Here is a 17,081-nt window from a genome sequence, read left to right as displayed (position 1 = left end):
AACTGTCAATGATTCCTTGCGCATCGCCCCGGGCCGAACCGGGCGTGCAGCAGCAGCGAAAGGCACCGCGATGACCAAGCATTCCCCGGCGGATCTGCGCCGCATCCAGGCCGAGGACAGCGGCCGCCCCTATGACCTGGCCGAACGGCTGGGCGTCCCCGAGGCCGCGCTGGTCGCGGCGCGGGTCGGCCATGGCGCGACCCGCATCGACCCCCTGCCCGGCCGGCTGATCCCGCAGGTGCAGGCCCTGGGCGAGGTGATGGCCCTGACCCGCAACCGGTCCTGCGTGATCGAGAAGCTCGGCACCTACAACGACTTCCACGATGGCGAACATGCCGCCATGACCCTTGACCCCGAGATCGACCTGCGCATCTTTCCGCGCCACTGGCTGCATGCCTTCGCCGTCGAATCCGAGGTCGGGACCGCCAGCCGCCGGTCGATCCAGGTCTTCGACGCGGCAGGCGACGCGGTCCACAAGATCCACCTGCGCGAGGGCTCGGACCTGACCGCCTGGGAAACGCTGCGTCGCGACCTGGCGCTGCCGGACCAGTCGGACGCGGGCCGCTTCGAGCCGCGGGCGCCGGTCGAGCCGCCGAAGGCCAGCGCCGAGCGCGCGGAGGCGCTGCGCCGGGAATGGGCGGCGATGACCGACACGCATCAGTTCAACATCCTGATCCGCCGGCTCAAGATGAACCGGCTGGGCGCCTATCGCGTCGCCGGGGCGCCGCTGGTGCGGCCGCTGGCGGTCGGGGCCGTGCCCGCCCTGCTGGAGCGCGTCCATGCCGGGGGCGTGGGGGTGATGTTCTTCGTCGGCAACATGGGCTGCATCGAGATCCATTCCGGACCCATCCATTCGCTGAAGCCCATGGGGCCATGGCTGAACGTCATGGACCCGCGCTTCAACCTGCACCTGCGCGGCGATCACGTCGCCGAGGTCTGGGCGGTGGACAAGCCCACCAAGCGCGGACCGGCGATCTCGGTCGAGGCCTTCGACGCCGAGGGGGCGCTGATCTTCCAATGCTTCGGATTGCGCCCGGAAAAGGGCGGCGATGCCGAAGAATGGGCGGCGCTGGTCGCCGACCTGCCGGCGCTGGCCGAGGCCGCGGCATGAAACGGCTGGCGCTGGCGCTGATCCTGCTGGCCGGCCCGGCCTTGGCGGACAGCCATCCCGAGGCGCGGCGCGTGCTGGCCCTGGGCGGCTCGGTGACCGAGATCGTCTATGCGCTTGGCGAGGAATCGCGGCTGATCGGCCGCGACACCACCTCGAACTGGCCGCCCGAGGCCAATGCCCTGCCCGATGTCGGCTATGTCCGCGCGCTGTCACCCGAAGGCGTGCTGTCGGTCGGGCCCGACCTTATCGTCGCCGAGGACGGCGCCGGGCCGCCCGAGGCGGTCGCGGTGCTGAAATCGGCCGGGGTGGCCTTCGTCAGCGTCGAGGAACGCTTTGATGCCGAGGGCGTGCTGGACAAGGTCGATGCGGTCGCCGAGGCGCTCGGCGTGCCCGACAAGGGCCGCGTGCTGCACGAGAAGCTGGCGGCGGACCTGCAGGCGGCCCTGGGCCGGGCGCAGGCGGTGACGGGCGAGCCGAAAAAGGTGCTGTTCGTGCTGTCCCTGCAGGGCGGGCGGGTCATGGCCGGCGGCGCCGACACGGCGGCGGACGGCATCATCCGGCTGGCCGGGGCGCGCAACGCCATGCCGGGCGTCCAGGGCTACAAGCCCGTCACCGACGAGGCGGTGATCGAGGCCGCGCCCGACGTGATCCTGATGATGCGGCGCGGCGACGCGCAGGCGGACGCGGATGCCAATGGCGGCAGCAGCCATACGGCGGCGAAACAGGCGGTGCTGGCCGTGCCGGCGCTGGCCCAGACCCCGGCGGGACGCGACGGGGCGGTGGTGATGATGGACGGGCTGAAACTGCTGGGCTTCGGCCCGCGCACCGGCGAGGCGGCGGTCGAGCTGCACGACCTGATCTATGCGGGGTCGTGATGGCGGCCCTGTCGCCCGAACTTCGCCCCCAGCGGCTGGACGGAGACCGCAGCCACCGCGCCCGCCGGCTGGGGCTGTTCCTGGCGCTGCTTCTGGCCGTGGTGGCGGTGATCTCGCTGGGCTGGGGCGCCTCGGGGACCTCGCTCATGCGGGCGGTCTCGGACCTGCTGGCGGGGCGCGAGCTTGTGATGCAGGACCGGGTGGTGCTGCTGGACATCCGCCTGCCGCGCGTGCTGATGGGCATCTTCGTCGGCGCCTCGCTGGCGGTCTCGGGCGCGGTGATGCAGGGGCTGTTCCGCAACCCGCTGGCCGATCCGGGCATCGTCGGCGTCAGCTCGGGCGCCTCGCTGGGCGCGATCCTCGCCATCGTGCTGGGCGGCGCGCTGCCGGGCTGGGTCGCGGCGTTCTTCGGCTGGTATCTGGTGCCCGTCGCCGCCTTCATCGGCGGCTGGCTGACCACCATGGCGCTTTACCGCATCGCCACCCGGCGCGGGCGCACCTCGGTCGCAACCATGCTGCTGGCCGGAATCGCGCTGGGGGCGATCATGGCGGCGCTGTCGGGGCTGGTGATCCTGCGCGCCAATGACCGCGAGCTGCGCGACCTGACCTTCTGGGGGCTGGGCTCGCTGGCTGGGACGAACTGGCCCAAGCTCTTGGCCGGGGCGCCGATCATGGCGCTGGCGCTGATCTCCGCCCCTTGGCTCGCGCGCGGCCTGAACGCGCTGGCGCTGGGAGAGGCGGCGGCCGGCCATGTCGGCATCCGGGTGCAGAAGGTCAAGAACCGCGCCATCCTGACCGTGGCGGGGGCCACCGGCGCCGCCGTCGCCGTCTCGGGCGGCATCGGCTTCGTCGGCATCGTCGTGCCGCACCTGCTGCGGCTGGCCAGCGGACCGGACCACCGCTGGCTGCTGGTCAATTCGGCGCTTCTGGGCGCGGTGACGCTGCTTCTGGCCGACATGGTCAGCCGCACCGTCATCGCCCCGGCCGAACTGCCCATCGGCATCGTCACCGCCATCATGGGCGGGCCGTTCTTCCTGTGGATCCTGCTGCGCAACCGGGGGGTGCTGGACCTGTGAGCCTGATCGCCGCCGACATTCATGTCAGCCTTGGCCGTAAGCCGATCCTGCACGGCGTCTCGATCACGGCGCGGGCGGGCGAGATCACCGCCATCGTCGGGCCGAACGGCTCGGGCAAGACCACGCTGCTGCGCAGCCTGACCGGAGAGCTGCCCTGCCGGGGCCGCATCACCCTGAACGGGCAGGACATGGCCCGCATGTCGCCCGAGGAGCTGGCGCGCCGGCGGGGCGTGCTGCCGCAAGCGGCCGCGCTGTCCTTTCCCTTCACCGTGGCCGAGGTGGTGCGCATCGGCATCGAGGCGCGCGGCGAGCACGCCGATGCGCTGGTGCCTCGGGCACTGGCGGCGGTCGATCTGGCGGACTTCTCCGGCCGGCTTTATCAGGAGCTTTCGGGCGGCGAGCAGCAGCGGGTGCAGCTGGCGCGCGTGCTGGCGCAGGTCTGGCAGCCGCTGGAGGCCGACGGCCCGCGCTGGCTGATGCTGGACGAACCGGTCAGCAGCCTCGACATCGCGCATCAGCTGACGGTGATGCGGCTTGCCGCCGGCTACGCGCAGGCGGGCGGCGGCGTGGTGGCGGTCATGCACGACCTGAACCTGACCGCGCTTTTCGCCCAGAAGCTGGTGCTGATGAAAGGCGGCCGCGTGCTGTGCCAGGGCCGCCCCGAGGAGGTGCTGACCGACGAGGCGCTGTCGCATGCCTATGGCTGTTCGTTGCGGGTCAATGCCGTCCCCGAGGCCGGTGTCTGGGTTTTGCCGCATGCGGCGGCCTGAAAGCCCGGGATCTGGCACCTGTCAGGAATGGTGTTGATGCGGAACAGCATGGTCAGCAGCGGCGACGAGGCCTCGGAAGGGAAATGGGCGCGATAGATGCGCTCGACGGTCCGGTCGGCGAACATGCTGTAGATGGCCCAGTTCATCTGGCGCGGAAACTCGGCATGATTGTGCGACGACATGATCAGCGCATAGGGCTCGTAACTGGCCGCGCCCCTGGCCGCCTGGCTGTCGCAGATGGTGTCGGCCGGCTTTTCCGCCGCTTCCGCCGCCTTTTCCTGTTGGTTCTTCTGGTTCGCCACCTGCCCTGACGAGCTCGGGGCGTCAGAACCTGTCTTCGGGGCCGCGCCGCCCGCCGCCTTCTCCGCCTGCCGGGCGATCATCGCGCGCACGATCTCGGCATCGCCGTAATAGCGGTCCAGCCTGCCCTCGCAGAAGGCGGCGGCCGCCAACTGGTGCGAATCAAACGCCTTGGAACGCACCTTGACGTCCTGGCGCAGCATCGTCTCGGGCAGTTCCTGCCTGAGCACCGCCTCGATGGTCGCGCCCCGGACGAAACCCCAGACCTCCTCGCGCACCGGCGGCGCGGCATCCGCCGCCTTGCTGTCCCCGGGCGCATAGAGCAGCATCCGGAAAGTCTCGCCCAGCCAGTTGGGAGTAACGGGTTCCTTGGTGTCGGGAGACTCTTGCTTCGGGGCGCGGCGTTCGCGCAGCTTTTCGCCCGGCTCGAAATAGGTGCCGTTGGCGATGAAGATGATCGGCGAGAAGGACAGCGATTCCACCAAGGATTTCTCCGTGATGTCCTTCGTTGGTTTCTCCCGGGCTTCCTTCTTGAGAGATGGCACCGTGTGGTAAATACGGTCCAGGGTGATGGTCGTGGGGTCGCACAGCAGGTCGATGGTCTTGGAACCCATGTCCAGGAACTGCGTGCGCCCGTCGGCATTCAGCTGCTCGGTCACGAAATGATAGCCGGCCCGGGTGACGGCCGCGATGCAAAGATCCCACAGGAAGCCGACATAGGTGTTGTCACGGGCGTTGCGGGACACGAAGGGCGGCACGTCGTCGCGCACGCCGATGACGATCACCTCTCGCGCCAGCGCCGCGGGACAGATCAGCAGCGCCTGGAGGGCCAGCAGCGCGGCAAGGCGGGCGATCCTAGGCATCGTGCGGCTCTCGGTCCGGATGGGTGCGGGACCCGGCCGATGCCGTCCCTGCAATCTGCGGGGGCCGCGGCGACCGCCGCACCAGCGCCGCGGCCAGGCAGAACATCACCGCCAGCCCGATCAGGCCCGAGAACAGCACGGAATAGAAGATCAGCCCCCGGTCCACCGAGTCGATCGCCGTGCGCGTGCTGTAGGACAGCGCGATCAGCGCCGTGAAATAGCGCGAGATCCCCCCCGTCGCCGCCATGATCAGCCCCCCGACGATGCCCCATTCCCAGGCAAAGCGCAGGCGGCTGTGCTGCGGCTCCAGCCGGTGACGGGTGTCGTCCATCAGCCAAAGCACCATCAGCGCCAGAACCACCCCGCGCAGGGCGCGCGGCGCCTGATAGTCGAAATCCACCTTGAACGCGGCCAACTGGACCCAGAGATCGCCCTTCGTCCAGCCGGTTTCGTTGCGCAGCGCCGCGATCCAGGAATTGGTGCCGATGACGAACATGGTCGAGACGAACCAGGCCAGCACCGCGATCAGCAGAATCTGGGGCAGCCTGTCGGTCCAGTCCGAGCGCGCCAGGTCGTGCCAGGTGCCGCGCGGGCGCCGGGTGTCGCGCACCGCCAGCGCCACGACCAGGGGAATCAGATAGGTGTTGAACGAGGTGGCCAGCAATTCGAAGCTGCGGCCATAGAAGCTGATCTGCTGGATGCCGCGTTTTCCCCAGTTTTCCAGCTCGCGCTCATAGACGTTCAATGTCCCGGCCCAGAGCAGGCAGGCCACGACCACGATGCCGAAAGTCCAGACCAGCGCCTTTTGCGTGGCCTGCCGGCGCAGCTCGGGCAGGTTGTCGCTGAGGATCGGCCGCAGGAATTCTTCCAGCACCTGCTCGGCCTCGGCCTGCTGGAGGCCGCGCGCGCCGAGGGCGGACGAAGCATGTCCGAATTGCAGCATGTCGTGTTCGACGTAAAGCGCCAGCAGGGTGCAGAAATCCTCGGCCAGTTCCTCGGTCTGGCGGGTCAGGGCACGCCAGCCGCCCGGCGCCACGATCTCGTTGCCGGGCTTGTCGGTCTCTTCGCCCTCGCGGGCGGCGGCGCCGTTCTGCGCCGCCTTCTCGTCCAGCCGCACCCGTTCGTCCAGCGCCAGCACCAGCCGCCCGGTGCGGATCTTCAGATCCTCCTCCAGCCGCCTGAACATCTCGCGGTCATGCGCGCGCAGCACCGGCAGCCGCCGTTCAAGCAGCCAGGCGTCGCAGGCGAAGATGATGCGCAGGTCGTTTTCGAAGGTCTCGGGATCGGGCAGCAGGCCGCGCGCCTGCGACACGGCGAAATAGCGCCCGAGCCGCAGCCAGTCCTCTTGCGGCAGCAGAAACCCGCCCTTGGACCGATCCGCAGCCGTGTCCCGGGCGGGTGCCGTGGCAGCCGTGACCTCTGCCGGCGGCGGCTGGCGGAAGCCGAAATAACGCCCCAGCCCCAGCCGGTCCCGCCGGCTCGGCAAGCCGCCGCCCGGCCGGTCCTCGGACGGGTCCGCGGGCTGATCGCGGACGGGCGCCGCGGGCGGGGACGGCAGGCGGAAATTGCCCTGGCGCAGCTTTTCGCTGGCGACGGCGACCTGGGTCGGAATGCCGGCCAGCCGGTGGGCCGCGTGGCGCATCCAGTCCTCGACGCGGTTGAGCAACTGGAAGCGCGGCAGCACCCCGACCATGATCAGCGCCACCGACAGCGATATCTGCGGCGAGATACCGTTTCTGATCGCGGTCTCTCCGGCCGGGCCGAGCTGCTGCATGGCGAGACCGGCGGCATCCGAGCCGGTGATCTGGCTCAGCGCCTTGGGCAGGTCCGTGGCGCCGATCCCGGGATCGAGCGGGATGCCGCCCAGCACCGGCAGCACCTCGGCATAGGCGCAAAGGAAGAAATAGATCGCCAGCAGCGAGACCGCATAAATCAGATATGCCTGCAGGACGACCTGCCGGGCGCGCAGATGATCGGCCGACAGAAGGTTGACCAGACGCTCCAGCTGCCCGGAATTCTCGAATGAGACCCGATTGAAACGCTCATAAGAAAACACAGCCACGATCGCCGCCCCGAAAAGCAGCGCAACCACTTCCTGCATGTTACGGCCTCAAGAAAATGAGGTCTGTCCTAACGGCATTGCTCGACGGCGGGGCGGCAGGCGCTTTGCGCCGATACCTGGGCCGTGACACCGGCAAGAACAACCAGAGCGAGAACCAAGCTTTTCATAACCCACTTCCTTTTATAAAGGAAACTGCGTGGATTATGCGCGTTTTCTTCAAGAATTTCAACTGGACTCCTGCGGGCTGCGTTCCGACCGCCGCCGGCTTTCGCAAAATCCGATAGCTGAATCTTTCTATTTCCAATCAAATGGTTTCAATTCGTTCCTGCGAAAAATACGCTTCCGCCAAGAAAAACCGCATCGCGCAAGCTGGAAAGCCGCGGCATGGGCGGCGACTCGGATGGGGCCCGCCGTCCGCCGGGCCGGAAAAGGCGCTGCATTCATCCGGGACGGGCGCCCGATGCCCGGGTTCGGGACGAATATCGCCGATTGTCCAAAGCGATTGACGAAATTCCAAGTCGGATCAACTATTGCGCAATAAGCCTTTTGCGACTCACCGATAATCCTTCCCCGACTCGGCTTCACAAGGAGGCTGACATGACATTGATTGACCAATCGGGACTGATCGGAAAAACGCGCGACCGACCCATCTGCAAGGAGCTGGAGACCGTCTTGCGCGGCGCCGGCCTGGCGGCGGGGATCGAGAGGATCCTGATCACCTCGGGCGGCCAGCCCGGCAGCGGCGGGCGGCGCACCGGCTCGACCCGCCACGACGGCGGGCGCGCCGCGGACCTGCAGCTGATCGCCGGCGGCCGCACGCTGAGCTTTTCGGACAGCCAGCCCGACCCGGCGCTGCGCAAGTTCGTCATCGCCGCCGCCGCGCAGGGTGCCACGGGCATCGGCGCGGGGACGGGCTACATGGGTGCGCATACGCTGCATGTCGGCTTCGGCACCACGCCCTCGGATCCGCGGCGCATCGTCTGGGGCGCCGGCGGCCGCGCGGTCAATGCCCCGCAATGGCTGCGCGACGCGGCGAATGACGGCTGGCACAGGCCGCCCGCCTGGGCCATGGTCTCGGACCAGCCCGAGGACCTGCCCGAGGACAGCGATACGCTGCTGGACGCCGCGGCCGAGGACGATGCCGATGCCGCCGCGCCCGCCGGCGACCTGCCGGCCCTGCCCGCTTTGCCGCCGCGCTTCGGCATCGAGGTGATCCGCGCCGCCCAGGCCTCGCAACGGCGCTGGGGCGTGCCGGCCTCGGTCACGCTGGCGCAATGGGCGCTGGAAAGCGATTACGGCGCGCGCATGCCGGCGCGGTCGAACAACCCCTTCGGGATCAAGGCGGTCGGCAACCAGCCCAGCGTCGCCTCGTGGACGGTCGAGTTCCAGAACGGCACGCCCGGCCGCCGGCGCGAGCCCTTCCGGGTCTTTGCCAGCCTGGAGGACGCCTTTGCCGAACATGGCCGGTTGCTGGCCCAGTCGCGCCATTACACCCGCGCCCGCCAGTTCCTGAACGATCCCGACCGTTTCGCGGATGCCCTGACCGGCGTCTACGCGACCGACCCGCAATATGGCGCCAAGCTGCGCTCGATCATGCGCAAGAACGACCTTTACGCCTTCGACATCCCCGGCGACCTGCCGGCCGTCCGCGAACCCGCGCCGCCCTTGCGCAGGGGCGACGACGACCCGATGCGGGTCAGGCTGCTGCAAGAACGGCTGACCGCGCTCGGCTACAAGCTGGGGCGGATCGACGGCATCTTCGGCTCGCTGACCGCGGCGGCGCTGCTGGCCTTTCAGCACGACAACGGCCTGCCGACCACCGGCGTGCTGGACGCGGCCACCGAGGAGCGGTTGCAGACCGCCCGGCCCAGGCCGCTGGACGAACGCCGCCTGACCGCCACCGAAAAGCAGCTGGCCGAGGACGGTTCGGTCATCACCCGCGACGCCCGGCGCGGCCGCGTGCTCAGCTGGGCGACGGCGATCCTGGGCGCCTTCGGCATCGGCAACCGCGCCGTGGTCAACGCGGCCGGCGGCGCCGAGGGCGCGGTCCTGCCCACCGCCCTGCCCGCCACCGCCCTGCCCGACGGGCTGGCGCCCTTCCTGGCCGAGATCCAGGCACTGGACAGCGGCAATGCCGCCGCCCAGGCCGCGCGGCTTTCGGCCGAGGCGGCGCGGCTGAACGAGCAGCTGCGCAGCCTGCCGGCGGCCGCGGTCCCGCGCGAGCTGACCGATATCCTGGCCGCGCTGCGCCCCGAGGCGCTTGGCGACCCGGCGCTAGCCCGCGCGCTCGGCCGGCTGGTCGAGCAGGGCGGCGCCGGCAGCGGGCTGCGCACCGTGCTGGACCTGCTGCCGGGCTTCTTCCAGGACGGTTCGGTGCTGCAGACCGCCATGCGGGGCGTGGCGACGTTCGGCGACAGCCTGCTGCCGAATTTTGCCGGCTCGGCCCTGCTGCTGGGCATCGGCCTGTTCGGCCGCCACCTGGCCAACGGCATCGCGGCGGCGCGGGTCAGGGACCACCGGACGGCCGGCAACCTCAACCCGCTGCGCGGCTGACGGCGCCCCTTTTTGCCGCGATCCCGGACCGCGACTTAAGGCCGCGCCCATTTACAAGCGCGGCCCATCATCCGCATATTGGACATGACCCGGAGGATGGGAGACGCCCGGATGCATGCCATGGTGCTGGAACGGATCGGCGCGCCGCTGGTCTGGACCGAGCTTCCCGACCGCGACCCCGGCCCCGGCCAGATCCGGGTCCGCGTGCTGGCCTGCGGCGTCTGCCGCACCGACCTCCATGTCATCGACGGCGAATTGCCCGATCCGGTGCTGCCGATCATTCCCGGCCACGAGATCGTCGGCCGGATCGAGGCGCTCGGCCCCGGGGTGGACGGCCTGCGGGTGGGCCAGCGGGTCGGCATTCCCTGGCTGGGCCACAGCTGCGGCTGCTGCCGCTATTGCCGGGACGGGCAGGAAAACCTTTGCGATGCGCCGGGCTTCACCGGCTATACCCGCGATGGCGGCTATGCGACCGCGGCGATCGCCGATGCGCGCTTCGCCTTTCCGCTGGGCGAGGCTGGCGACGAGGTGGCGCTGGCGCCGCTGCTCTGCGCCGGGCTGATCGGCTGGCGCGCGCTGGTGATCGCGGGCAAGGCCGAGCGGCTGGGACTATACGGTTTCGGCGCGGCGGCGCATATCGTCGCCCAGGTGGCACGATGGCAGGGCCGCGCGGTGCATGCCTTCACCCGGCCGGGCGACCTGCGCGCGCAGGATTTCGCGCGTAGGCTGGGTGCGGTCTGGGCCGGCGGCTCGGATCAGGCGCCGCCCGAGGCGCTGGACGCCGCGATCATCTTCGCGCCGGTGGGCGCTCTGGTTCCCGCCGCGCTGCGGGCGGTGCGCAAGGGCGGCCGCGTGGTCTGCGCCGGCATCCATATGAGCGACATTCCCGCCTTTCCCTATGCGCTGCTCTGGCATGAACGCCAGATCGCCTCGGTCGCCAATCTGACGCGGCAGGACGGGCTGGATTTCCTGGGCCTCGCGCCCCGCATCGGCATCGTGACCGAAACCAAGACCTACCCGCTGCGCGAGGCCAATCGCGCGCTGGACGACCTGCGCGCCGGCCGTTTCGACGGCGCGGCGGTGCTCGTGCCGTAAACCGCCGGGCGCGGCTGCGCCCGGCCAGACCCATATCCGACCGGGAGCCGCAGCGATGAACGACATGAAACCTCCGCCCCCCGCCGCCCCCGAGCGGCCTGACAGGTCGGACAGGCCCGGCGCCGAAAGCTATCGCACCCTGGACCGCCTGCGCGAGGCGGCCACCGCCGGCTTCAGCACCGGACTGTCGCCGGTGGCGCTCGGCATGGCGCTTTTCGACTGGTCGGCGCATCTGGCCGCCGCGCCAGGCAAGCGGCTGGAACTGGCCGACAAGGCCCGGCGCGACGCGGCCGGGCTGCTGGCCCAGGCCGCCGCCCTTGCCGCCGATCCGCAAGCCGAGCCGATGATCCGCCCGCCGCCGCAGGACCGGCGCTTCCAGTCCGAGGCCTGGCGCCAGCCGCCCTTCAGCCTCTGGGCGCAGGGGTTCCTGCTGACGCAGCAATGGTGGCGCGACGCCACCCATGGCGTCCCCGGCGTCAGCCCGCATCACGAGAACCTGCTCTCGGCCCTGGCGCAGCAATGGCTCGACATGGTCTCGCCGGCGAACCTGCCCTTCACCAATCCCGAGATCATCGCCCGCAGCATCCGCAGCGGCGGGCTGAACCATCTGGCCGGGTTGCGCAACTGGGCCGAGGACATGGCGCGGCTGGCGGCCGGCAAGCCGCCGGTCGGGGCCGAGCGGTTCCGCGTCGGCCATGAGGTCGCGGCGACGCCCGGCACGGTGGTGTTCCGCAATCATCTGGTCGAATTGATCCAATACGCCCCCGCGACCGGAACCGTGCTGGCCGAGCCGGTGCTGCTGGTCCCGGCCTGGATCATGAAATACTACATCCTGGACCTGTCGCCGGAAAACTCGCTGGTCCGGCATCTGGTCCGGGCGGGGCATACGGTGTTCTGCCTGTCCTGGCGCAACCCGACGGCCGAGGACCGCGACCTGACGCTGGACGATTATCGCAGCCTCGGGGTGATGGCGGCGGTGGATGCGGTCTCGGCCATCCTGCCCGGGCGGCGCATCCATGCGGCGGGCTATTGCCTGGGCGGCACGCTGCTGGCCATCGCGGCGGCGGCCATGGCCGGGGCGCGGGACGACCGGCTGGCCTCGGTCTCGCTGCTGGCGGCGCAGACGGATTTCACCGAGCCGGGCGACCTGGGGCTGTTCATCGACCACGACCAGCTGCATGTGCTGGAAAGCCTGATGTGGCAGCGCGGCTATCTGACGGCCGAGCAGATGCTGGGCGCCTTCCGCTTCCTGCGCTCGGACGAGCTGATCTGGTCGCGCATGGTGCGCAGCTATCTGATGGGCGAGCGCGATCCGATGACCGACATGGCCGCCTGGGCCACGGATTCGACCCGCATGCCCTGCCGCATGCAGGGCGAATATCTGCGCCGGTTCTATCTGGAAAACGCGCTGGCCACCGACCGGCTGACGGCAGAGGGCCGCCCGGTGGCGCTGCGCAACCTGCGCGCGCCGATCTTCGCCGTGGGCACCGAGGACGATTACGTCGCGCCCTGGCAATCGGTCTATCGGCTGCATTACCTCAGCGATGCCGAGCTGACCTTCGTGCTGGCGGGCGAAGGGCACAATACCGGCATCATCTTCGACCCCGCCCGGCCCGGCAGCCATTACCGCATCGCCAGCCGCGAGCGCGACGGCGCCTGCCTCTGCCCCGAGGACTGGGCACGCGCTGCGGCGATGCGCCAGGGCTCGTGGTGGCCGGCCTGGAGCGACTGGCTGGCGCAGCATTCCAGCGCCGGGCGCGTGGCCCCGCCGGCCATGGGCGCGGCCGAGGCGGGCTATCCGCCGCTGGAAGAGGCGCCGGGCAGCTATGTCCGGCAGCGGTGACCCGCCCTGCCCTGCGCCGGCGCGGCGCGGGGTCAAAGCAGCAGGGCGGCCTCCATCGCCATCATCCGCTCTTCGTTGGCGGGGATGACCATGCTGGTGAATTTGCCCAGCGGCGCCATGTGCCGCAGGATCGCCTCGCGCACCGGGGTGGCGTTCTCGCCGATGCCGCCGGTGAAGATCATCGCGTCGATCCCGCCCAGCGAGACCGCCATGGCCGCCGCCGCCTGGGCGCATTTCAGCGCGAAGAAATCCAGCGCGAAGCGCGATTGCGGCTTGCCGTCCTTCAGCAGCGCCGCGACGTCGTTCGACCGGCCCGACATGCCCAGCAGGCCCGAGCGGTTGTAGATCAGGTCCTCGATCTCTTCCGGCGCCATGCCGAAGCTGCGCTGCATGAGCAGGATGGCCCCGGGATCGACGGCGCCCGAGCGGGTGCCCATCGGGATGCCGTCCACCGCCGTCATGCCCATGGTGGTGTCGATGCTGCGCCCCTCGTGCATGGCGCAGAGGCTGGCGCCATTGCCCAGATGCGCCGCGACGACCCGGCCGCGATGCAGCCAGGGCAGGTTCTCGGCCAGCACATGCGCGATCCACTGATAGGACAGGCCGTGAAAGCCATAGCGGCGGATGCCCTGCTCGAACATCGGCTCGGGGAGGGCGAAATGGGTGAACAGGGGATCGCGGCCGGCATGGAAGGCGGTGTCGAAGCAGGCCAGGTTCGGCACCCCCTCGCCGAACAGCCGGCGGGCGGCGGCGATGGCCGCCAGCCCGTGCGGCTGGTGCAGCGGCGCCAGCGGGACCAGTTCCTGCAGGTCCTGCAGCACCTGCGGCGTGACCGGGGTCGAACGGGTATAGGCCGTCCCTCCATGCACGATGCGATGCGCCACCGCCTCGATGCGCCAGCCCTCGTCATGCGCATCCAGGAAATCCAGCACCGCCTGCAGCGCGGCGGCATGGTCGCCGCCGGCGGCGAGGGGGGTGCGGCGCTCCGGCTCGCCGGTCAGCGCCGCGGCCAGTTCGGCATCGGCGCCGATGCGGCTGACCGCGCCCCGCGCCATGAGCGACAGCCCGTCGCGGGCGAAGACGCGGAACTTCAGGCTGGACGAGCCGGCATTGAGGGTCAGGATCGCCGGGATCATTTCACCAGCCCCCGCCGGCGCGCATCCGCCATCAGCACGGCCAGCGCGGTGGAGAGCATGCGGGCGCGCACGGAATCGGCGCGGCTGGTCAGGACCACCGGCACCCGCGCGCCCAGCACGATCCCCGCCGCGTCGGCGCCGCCCATGAAGACCAGCTGCTTGGCCAGCATGTTGCCCGATTCGATATCGGGGACCAGCAGGATGTCGGCCTGCCCCGCCACCGGCGAGACGATGCCCTTTTCCCGGGCCGCCGCCGGGCTGATCGCATTGTCGAAGGCCAGCGGCCCGTCCAGTTCGGCATCCTCGATCTGGCCGCGATCGGCCATCTTGCACAGCGCCGCCGCGTCCAGCGTGGCCTGCATCTTGGGATTGACCGTCTCGACCGCGGCGAGGATCGCGACCTTGGGCCGGGCCGGGCCCCACAGCAGGCGCCAAAGGACGATGGCATTGTGCAGGATGTCTGCCTTGACCATCAGGTCGGGCGCGATGTTGACCGCCGCGTCGGTGATGATGAAGGGGCGCGGATAATCCTCGGTCAGCATCAGGAAGGCATGGCTGATGCGCCGCTCGGTGCGCAGCCCGCATTGCGGATGGATCACCGCGCCCAGCAGCTCGTCGGAATGCAGCGAGCCCTTCACGATGGCGCCGACCTGGCCCGCCGCGGCCATCTGTGCGGCACGGGCGGCGGCGGCGTGGCTGTGTTCGGTATCGACGATCTCATAGGCGTCGGGGGCCTGGCCGGCCTCGATCAGCGCGGCGGCAATGCGGGCGGCGGGGCCGATCAGCACCGGCTCGATCAGCCCGGCGGCCACCGCATCGCCCACCGCCTCGAAGACGGAATGCTGCACCGGATGGACCACGGCGGTGCGCAGGGGCGGCAGTCCGGCACAGCGGTCGATGATGGCTTGATAGGCGTCGGTCATAGCTGTCCTTCCGTGCTGGCGCACTCCGCTGGCGCTTCAGTCTGCCCCCGGATCGCGTTCCGGGACAAGCCATGGAAAGACCGATATGTCTGTGTCTGGCAAGCAAAAAACGCCGTTCGCCTGCGTCTTTGCAGTGCGGCGACTGGCCGCGGGCGCGCTCGGGCGGTCCCGAGGGGGCGCACCATCCCGGCCCGCGGGTCCGATCACCGGCCGCAGCGAGCCTCGGACAGGGCCGGATCGGCCCGGATCGCCGCAAGGGTCCGGCAGGTCGGGCGGCATGATGTCCGGCAACGCAAGCCCGGGATGGCGTCCCGAACCCGGCGCGGGGCGCCGGGCGTCGCGCCGGCCGCAGGGGCGGACACCGTCCCCGACCCGATCCGGGTCCGGGACGGCAAGACGGCCCGCCCCGAAGGGCGGGCCGGCGTTTCAGTGCGACGAGGCCTCTGCCGCGCCGATCCCGGTTTCCGAGCGCACCTGCTGGGCCAGGAAGCCCGCCCGGTCGATCCGCGCCCGCATGCCGTTGTCCATCTTGGACACCAGCCAGATGCCCAGGAAGGCCAGCGTCATCGAGAACAGCGCCGGAGAGGTGTAGGGGAAGGGCGCCGAACCGGCCGGGTTGCCCAGCGTCGCCTCCCAGACCGAGGGCGACAGCACCGTCAGCACCACCGAGGAGATCAGCCCCAGGAAGCCGCCGACCACCGCGCCGCGGGTCGTGCAATCCTTCCACAGCACCGACATGAACAGCACCGGGAAGTTGGCCGATGCGGCCACCGCGAAGGCCAGCGACACCATGAAGGCGATGTTCTGGTTCTTGAAGGCGATGCCCAGCACGATCGCGACCAGGCCCAGCACCAGCGTGGTGATGCGCGAGACGCGCAGCTCGCTGCCCGGCGCGGGATTGCCGTTCTTGATCACGGTCGCATAGAGGTCGTGGCTGACCGCCGAGGCGCCGGAAAGCGTCAGGCCGGCGACCACCGCCAGGATGGTGGCGAAGGCCACGGCCGAGATGAAGCCCAGGAAGACGTTGCCGCCCACCGCCTGCGCCAGATGCACCGCCGCCATGTTCGAGCCGCCGACCAGCGCGCCGGAGCCGTCCAGGAATTCTGGATTGGTCAGCACGAAGGTGATGGCGCCGAAGCCGATGATGAAGGTCAAGAGGTAGAAATAGCCGATCCAGCCGGTCGCCCACATCACCGACTTGCGCGCTTCCTTGGCGCTGGGAACGGTGAAGAAGCGCATCAGGATATGCGGCAGGCCGGCGGTGCCGAACATCAGCGCCATGCCGAAGCTGATGGCCGAGATCGGGTCCTTGATGAAGGTGCCCGGACCCATGATCGACTGGCCGGCCGTTGCCGCATCCTCGGCGCTGGCGCCGCCGCTGGCGGCAAGCTCGGCCTTGACGCGCACGGCGTCGGCGAACATCGCCTCGGGGCTGAAGCCGTAATGCCACATGACCATGAAGGACATGAAGGACGCGCCGCCCAGCAGCAGGCAGGCCTTGATGATCTGCACCCAGGTCGTCGCGGTCATGCCGCCGAACAGCACATAGATCATCATCAGCGCGCCGACGATCACCACCGCGATCCAGTAGTCCAGCCCGAACAGCAGCTGGATCAGCGAACCCGCGCCCACCATCTGCGCGATCAGGTAGAAGGCCACCACGACCAGCGTGCCCGAGGCGGCGAAGATGCGCACCGGGGTCTGGGCAAAGCGGAAGGCCGCCACGTCGGCAAAGGTGAAGCGGCCCAGGTTGCGCAGCCGCTCGGCCATCAGGAAGGTCAGGATCGGCCAGCCGACCAGGAAGCCGATCGAATAGATCAGCCCGTCATAGCCCGAGATCATCACCGCGGCCGAGATCCCCAGGAAGGATGCCGCCGACATGTAGTCCCCGGCGATGGCGAGCCCGTTCTGGAAGCCGGTGATACCGCCGCCGGCGGTATAGAAATCCGCCGCCGACTTGGTCTTCGACGCCGCCCATTTGGTGATGTAGAGCGTGCCCAGCACGAAGACCGCGAACATGACGATGGCGGTCCAGTTCGTCGCCTGCTTCTCGGCGCCCTGGATCACGTCGGCGGCCATGGCCGCGCCGGGCGCGGCCAGAAGCGCGGCCGCCAAGCCGCAGCGCAGGATATTGCGATTCATTTCAGCGCCTCCTGCCGGACCTTCTCGCTGAGCTCGTCGAACTCGCTGTTGGCGCGGCGCACATAGATGCCGGTGATGATGATGGTGAAGACGATCACGCCGAAGCCCAGGGGAATGCCCCAGGTCATGACGCCGTCGCCGATCCGCGCGGCGAGCAGTTCCTTGTCGAAGGCAATCAGCAGGATATAGCCGTAATAGACAACGAGCATCGCGATCGTCAGAATCCAGCCGTAGCGGGATCGCTTCGCTTTCAGCAATTGATAATTCGGATCTGCGGCGATCCGTTCGACCAGGTCTTCTTGCATCGGGGTCGTGCTCCTCCACTGCCACGA

14 protein-coding genes are annotated in these 17,081 nt (G+C 69.7%); 8 read left to right on the top strand and 6 right to left on the bottom strand.

Annotated elements, in window-relative coordinates; all coding sequences use genetic code 11:
- The first annotated feature begins 70 nt into the window (after positions 1 to 70).
- Genes LOS78_RS03420 through LOS78_RS03405 form a run of 4 tightly spaced genes read left to right on the top strand, consistent with a single transcriptional unit; the run spans position 71 to position 3,832 of the window.
- The gene (locus LOS78_RS03420) at positions 71 to 1,111 is read left to right on the top strand and encodes a hemin-degrading factor (RefSeq protein WP_230376929.1); all 1,041 of its coding nucleotides are present in this window, start codon (positions 71 to 73) and stop codon (positions 1,109 to 1,111) included.
- Positions 1,108 to 1,986: a hemin ABC transporter substrate-binding protein gene (locus LOS78_RS03415; protein ID WP_230376927.1), complete on the top strand. Its 879-nt coding sequence runs from the start codon at positions 1,108 to 1,110 to the stop codon at positions 1,984 to 1,986. Before LOS78_RS03420 ends, LOS78_RS03415 begins: the two co-directional genes overlap by 4 nt.
- Positions 1,986 to 3,062 carry an iron ABC transporter permease gene (locus LOS78_RS03410; protein WP_230376926.1) on the top strand — a complete coding sequence of 359 codons (1,077 nt, stop codon included), beginning with the start codon at positions 1,986 to 1,988 and terminating at the stop codon, positions 3,060 to 3,062. Before LOS78_RS03415 ends, LOS78_RS03410 begins: the two co-directional genes overlap by 1 nt.
- A complete protein-coding gene (locus LOS78_RS03405; RefSeq protein ID WP_230376925.1) occupies positions 3,059 to 3,832 on the top strand; it encodes a heme ABC transporter ATP-binding protein in 774 nt (257 codons plus the stop codon). Before LOS78_RS03410 ends, LOS78_RS03405 begins: the two co-directional genes overlap by 4 nt.
- Here LOS78_RS03405 and LOS78_RS03400 read toward each other — a convergent pair.
- Complete coding sequence (locus tag LOS78_RS03400; RefSeq protein WP_230376924.1) at positions 3,760 to 5,049, bottom strand: ABC transporter substrate-binding protein; 1,290 nt, start codon at positions 5,047 to 5,049, stop codon at positions 3,760 to 3,762. The two genes, LOS78_RS03405 and LOS78_RS03400, sit on opposite strands and share 73 nt — an antisense overlap.
- Positions 4,988 to 7,096, bottom strand: a complete 2,109-nt coding sequence (locus LOS78_RS03395) for a hypothetical protein (protein ID WP_230376923.1) — start codon at positions 7,094 to 7,096, stop codon at positions 4,988 to 4,990. Before LOS78_RS03395 ends, LOS78_RS03400 begins: the two co-directional genes overlap by 62 nt.
- A gap of 157 nt (positions 7,097 to 7,253) precedes the next feature.
- Between LOS78_RS03395 and LOS78_RS03390 the strand changes: the two genes are divergently transcribed.
- The 4 genes from LOS78_RS03390 to LOS78_RS03375 all read left to right on the top strand — a co-directional run bounded on the left by LOS78_RS03390 (position 7,254) and on the right by LOS78_RS03375 (position 12,548).
- Positions 7,254 to 7,598 (top strand): hypothetical protein, encoded by a 345-nt coding sequence (locus LOS78_RS03390; RefSeq protein ID WP_230376921.1) that lies wholly within the window; start codon positions 7,254 to 7,256, stop codon positions 7,596 to 7,598.
- A 56-nt stretch (positions 7,599 to 7,654) separates the two neighbouring features.
- Positions 7,655 to 9,610: a glucosaminidase domain-containing protein gene (locus LOS78_RS03385; protein WP_230376919.1), complete on the top strand. Its 1,956-nt coding sequence runs from the start codon at positions 7,655 to 7,657 to the stop codon at positions 9,608 to 9,610.
- Between the two features lie 96 nt (positions 9,611 to 9,706).
- The gene (locus LOS78_RS03380) at positions 9,707 to 10,705 is read left to right on the top strand and encodes a zinc-dependent alcohol dehydrogenase family protein (RefSeq protein ID WP_230376917.1); all 999 of its coding nucleotides are present in this window, start codon (positions 9,707 to 9,709) and stop codon (positions 10,703 to 10,705) included.
- A gap of 64 nt (positions 10,706 to 10,769) precedes the next feature.
- Positions 10,770 to 12,548, top strand: a complete 1,779-nt coding sequence (locus LOS78_RS03375; RefSeq protein ID WP_230376915.1) for an alpha/beta hydrolase — start codon at positions 10,770 to 10,772, stop codon at positions 12,546 to 12,548.
- A gap of 32 nt (positions 12,549 to 12,580) precedes the next feature.
- On the opposite strand, the gene LOS78_RS03370 is transcribed toward LOS78_RS03375, so the two are convergent.
- The 4 genes from LOS78_RS03370 to LOS78_RS03355 form a co-directional block, all read right to left on the bottom strand.
- Entirely contained in the window at positions 12,581 to 13,684 is a 1,104-nt protein-coding gene (locus tag LOS78_RS03370) for an acetate/propionate family kinase (RefSeq protein WP_230376914.1), read from the bottom strand.
- Positions 13,681 to 14,607, bottom strand: a complete 927-nt coding sequence (locus LOS78_RS03365) for a bifunctional enoyl-CoA hydratase/phosphate acetyltransferase (RefSeq protein ID WP_230376913.1) — start codon at positions 14,605 to 14,607, stop codon at positions 13,681 to 13,683. Before LOS78_RS03365 ends, LOS78_RS03370 begins: the two co-directional genes overlap by 4 nt.
- 426 nt (positions 14,608 to 15,033) lie before the next feature.
- The gene (locus tag LOS78_RS03360) at positions 15,034 to 16,749 is read right to left on the bottom strand and encodes a cation acetate symporter (protein WP_230376912.1); all 1,716 of its coding nucleotides are present in this window, start codon (positions 16,747 to 16,749) and stop codon (positions 15,034 to 15,036) included.
- Complete coding sequence (locus LOS78_RS03355; protein WP_028713648.1) at positions 16,746 to 17,054, bottom strand: DUF485 domain-containing protein; 309 nt, start codon at positions 17,052 to 17,054, stop codon at positions 16,746 to 16,748. The genes LOS78_RS03360 and LOS78_RS03355 overlap by 4 nt, the downstream gene beginning before the upstream one ends.
- Positions 17,055 to 17,081: the final 27 nt, after the last annotated feature.

Origin of the sequence: Paracoccus sp. MA, assembly GCF_020990385.1 — a bacterium.
GTDB lineage: Bacteria > Pseudomonadota > Alphaproteobacteria > Rhodobacterales > Rhodobacteraceae > Paracoccus.
The sequence above is the reverse complement of the archived record's forward strand: the minus strand, read 5'-3'. Positions and strand labels throughout refer to the sequence as shown.

Bases quoted from the DNA above. Each gene is read 5' to 3' on its own strand.
- LOS78_RS03420 (WP_230376929.1), top strand. From the start codon at position 71: ATGACCAAGCATTCCCCGGCGGATCTGCGCCGCATCCAGGCCGAGGAC.
- LOS78_RS03415 (WP_230376927.1), top strand. From the start codon at position 1,108: ATGAAACGGCTGGCGCTGGCGCTGATCCTGCTGGCCGGCCCGGCCTTG.
- LOS78_RS03410 (WP_230376926.1), top strand. From the start codon at position 1,986: ATGGCGGCCCTGTCGCCCGAACTTCGCCCCCAGCGGCTGGACGGAGAC.
- LOS78_RS03395 (WP_230376923.1), bottom strand. From the start codon at position 7,096: ATGCAGGAAGTGGTTGCGCTGCTTTTCGGGGCGGCGATCGTGGCTGTG.
- LOS78_RS03385 (WP_230376919.1), top strand. From the start codon at position 7,655: ATGACATTGATTGACCAATCGGGACTGATCGGAAAAACGCGCGACCGA.
- LOS78_RS03380 (WP_230376917.1), top strand. From the start codon at position 9,707: ATGGGAGACGCCCGGATGCATGCCATGGTGCTGGAACGGATCGGCGCG.
- LOS78_RS03375 (WP_230376915.1), top strand. From the start codon at position 10,770: ATGAAACCTCCGCCCCCCGCCGCCCCCGAGCGGCCTGACAGGTCGGAC.
- LOS78_RS03370 (WP_230376914.1), bottom strand. From the start codon at position 13,684: ATGATCCCGGCGATCCTGACCCTCAATGCCGGCTCGTCCAGCCTGAAG.
- LOS78_RS03365 (WP_230376913.1), bottom strand. From the start codon at position 14,607: ATGACCGACGCCTATCAAGCCATCATCGACCGCTGTGCCGGACTGCCG.
- LOS78_RS03360 (WP_230376912.1), bottom strand. From the start codon at position 16,749: ATGAATCGCAATATCCTGCGCTGCGGCTTGGCGGCCGCGCTTCTGGCC.
- LOS78_RS03355 (WP_028713648.1), bottom strand. From the start codon at position 17,054: ATGCAAGAAGACCTGGTCGAACGGATCGCCGCAGATCCGAATTATCAA.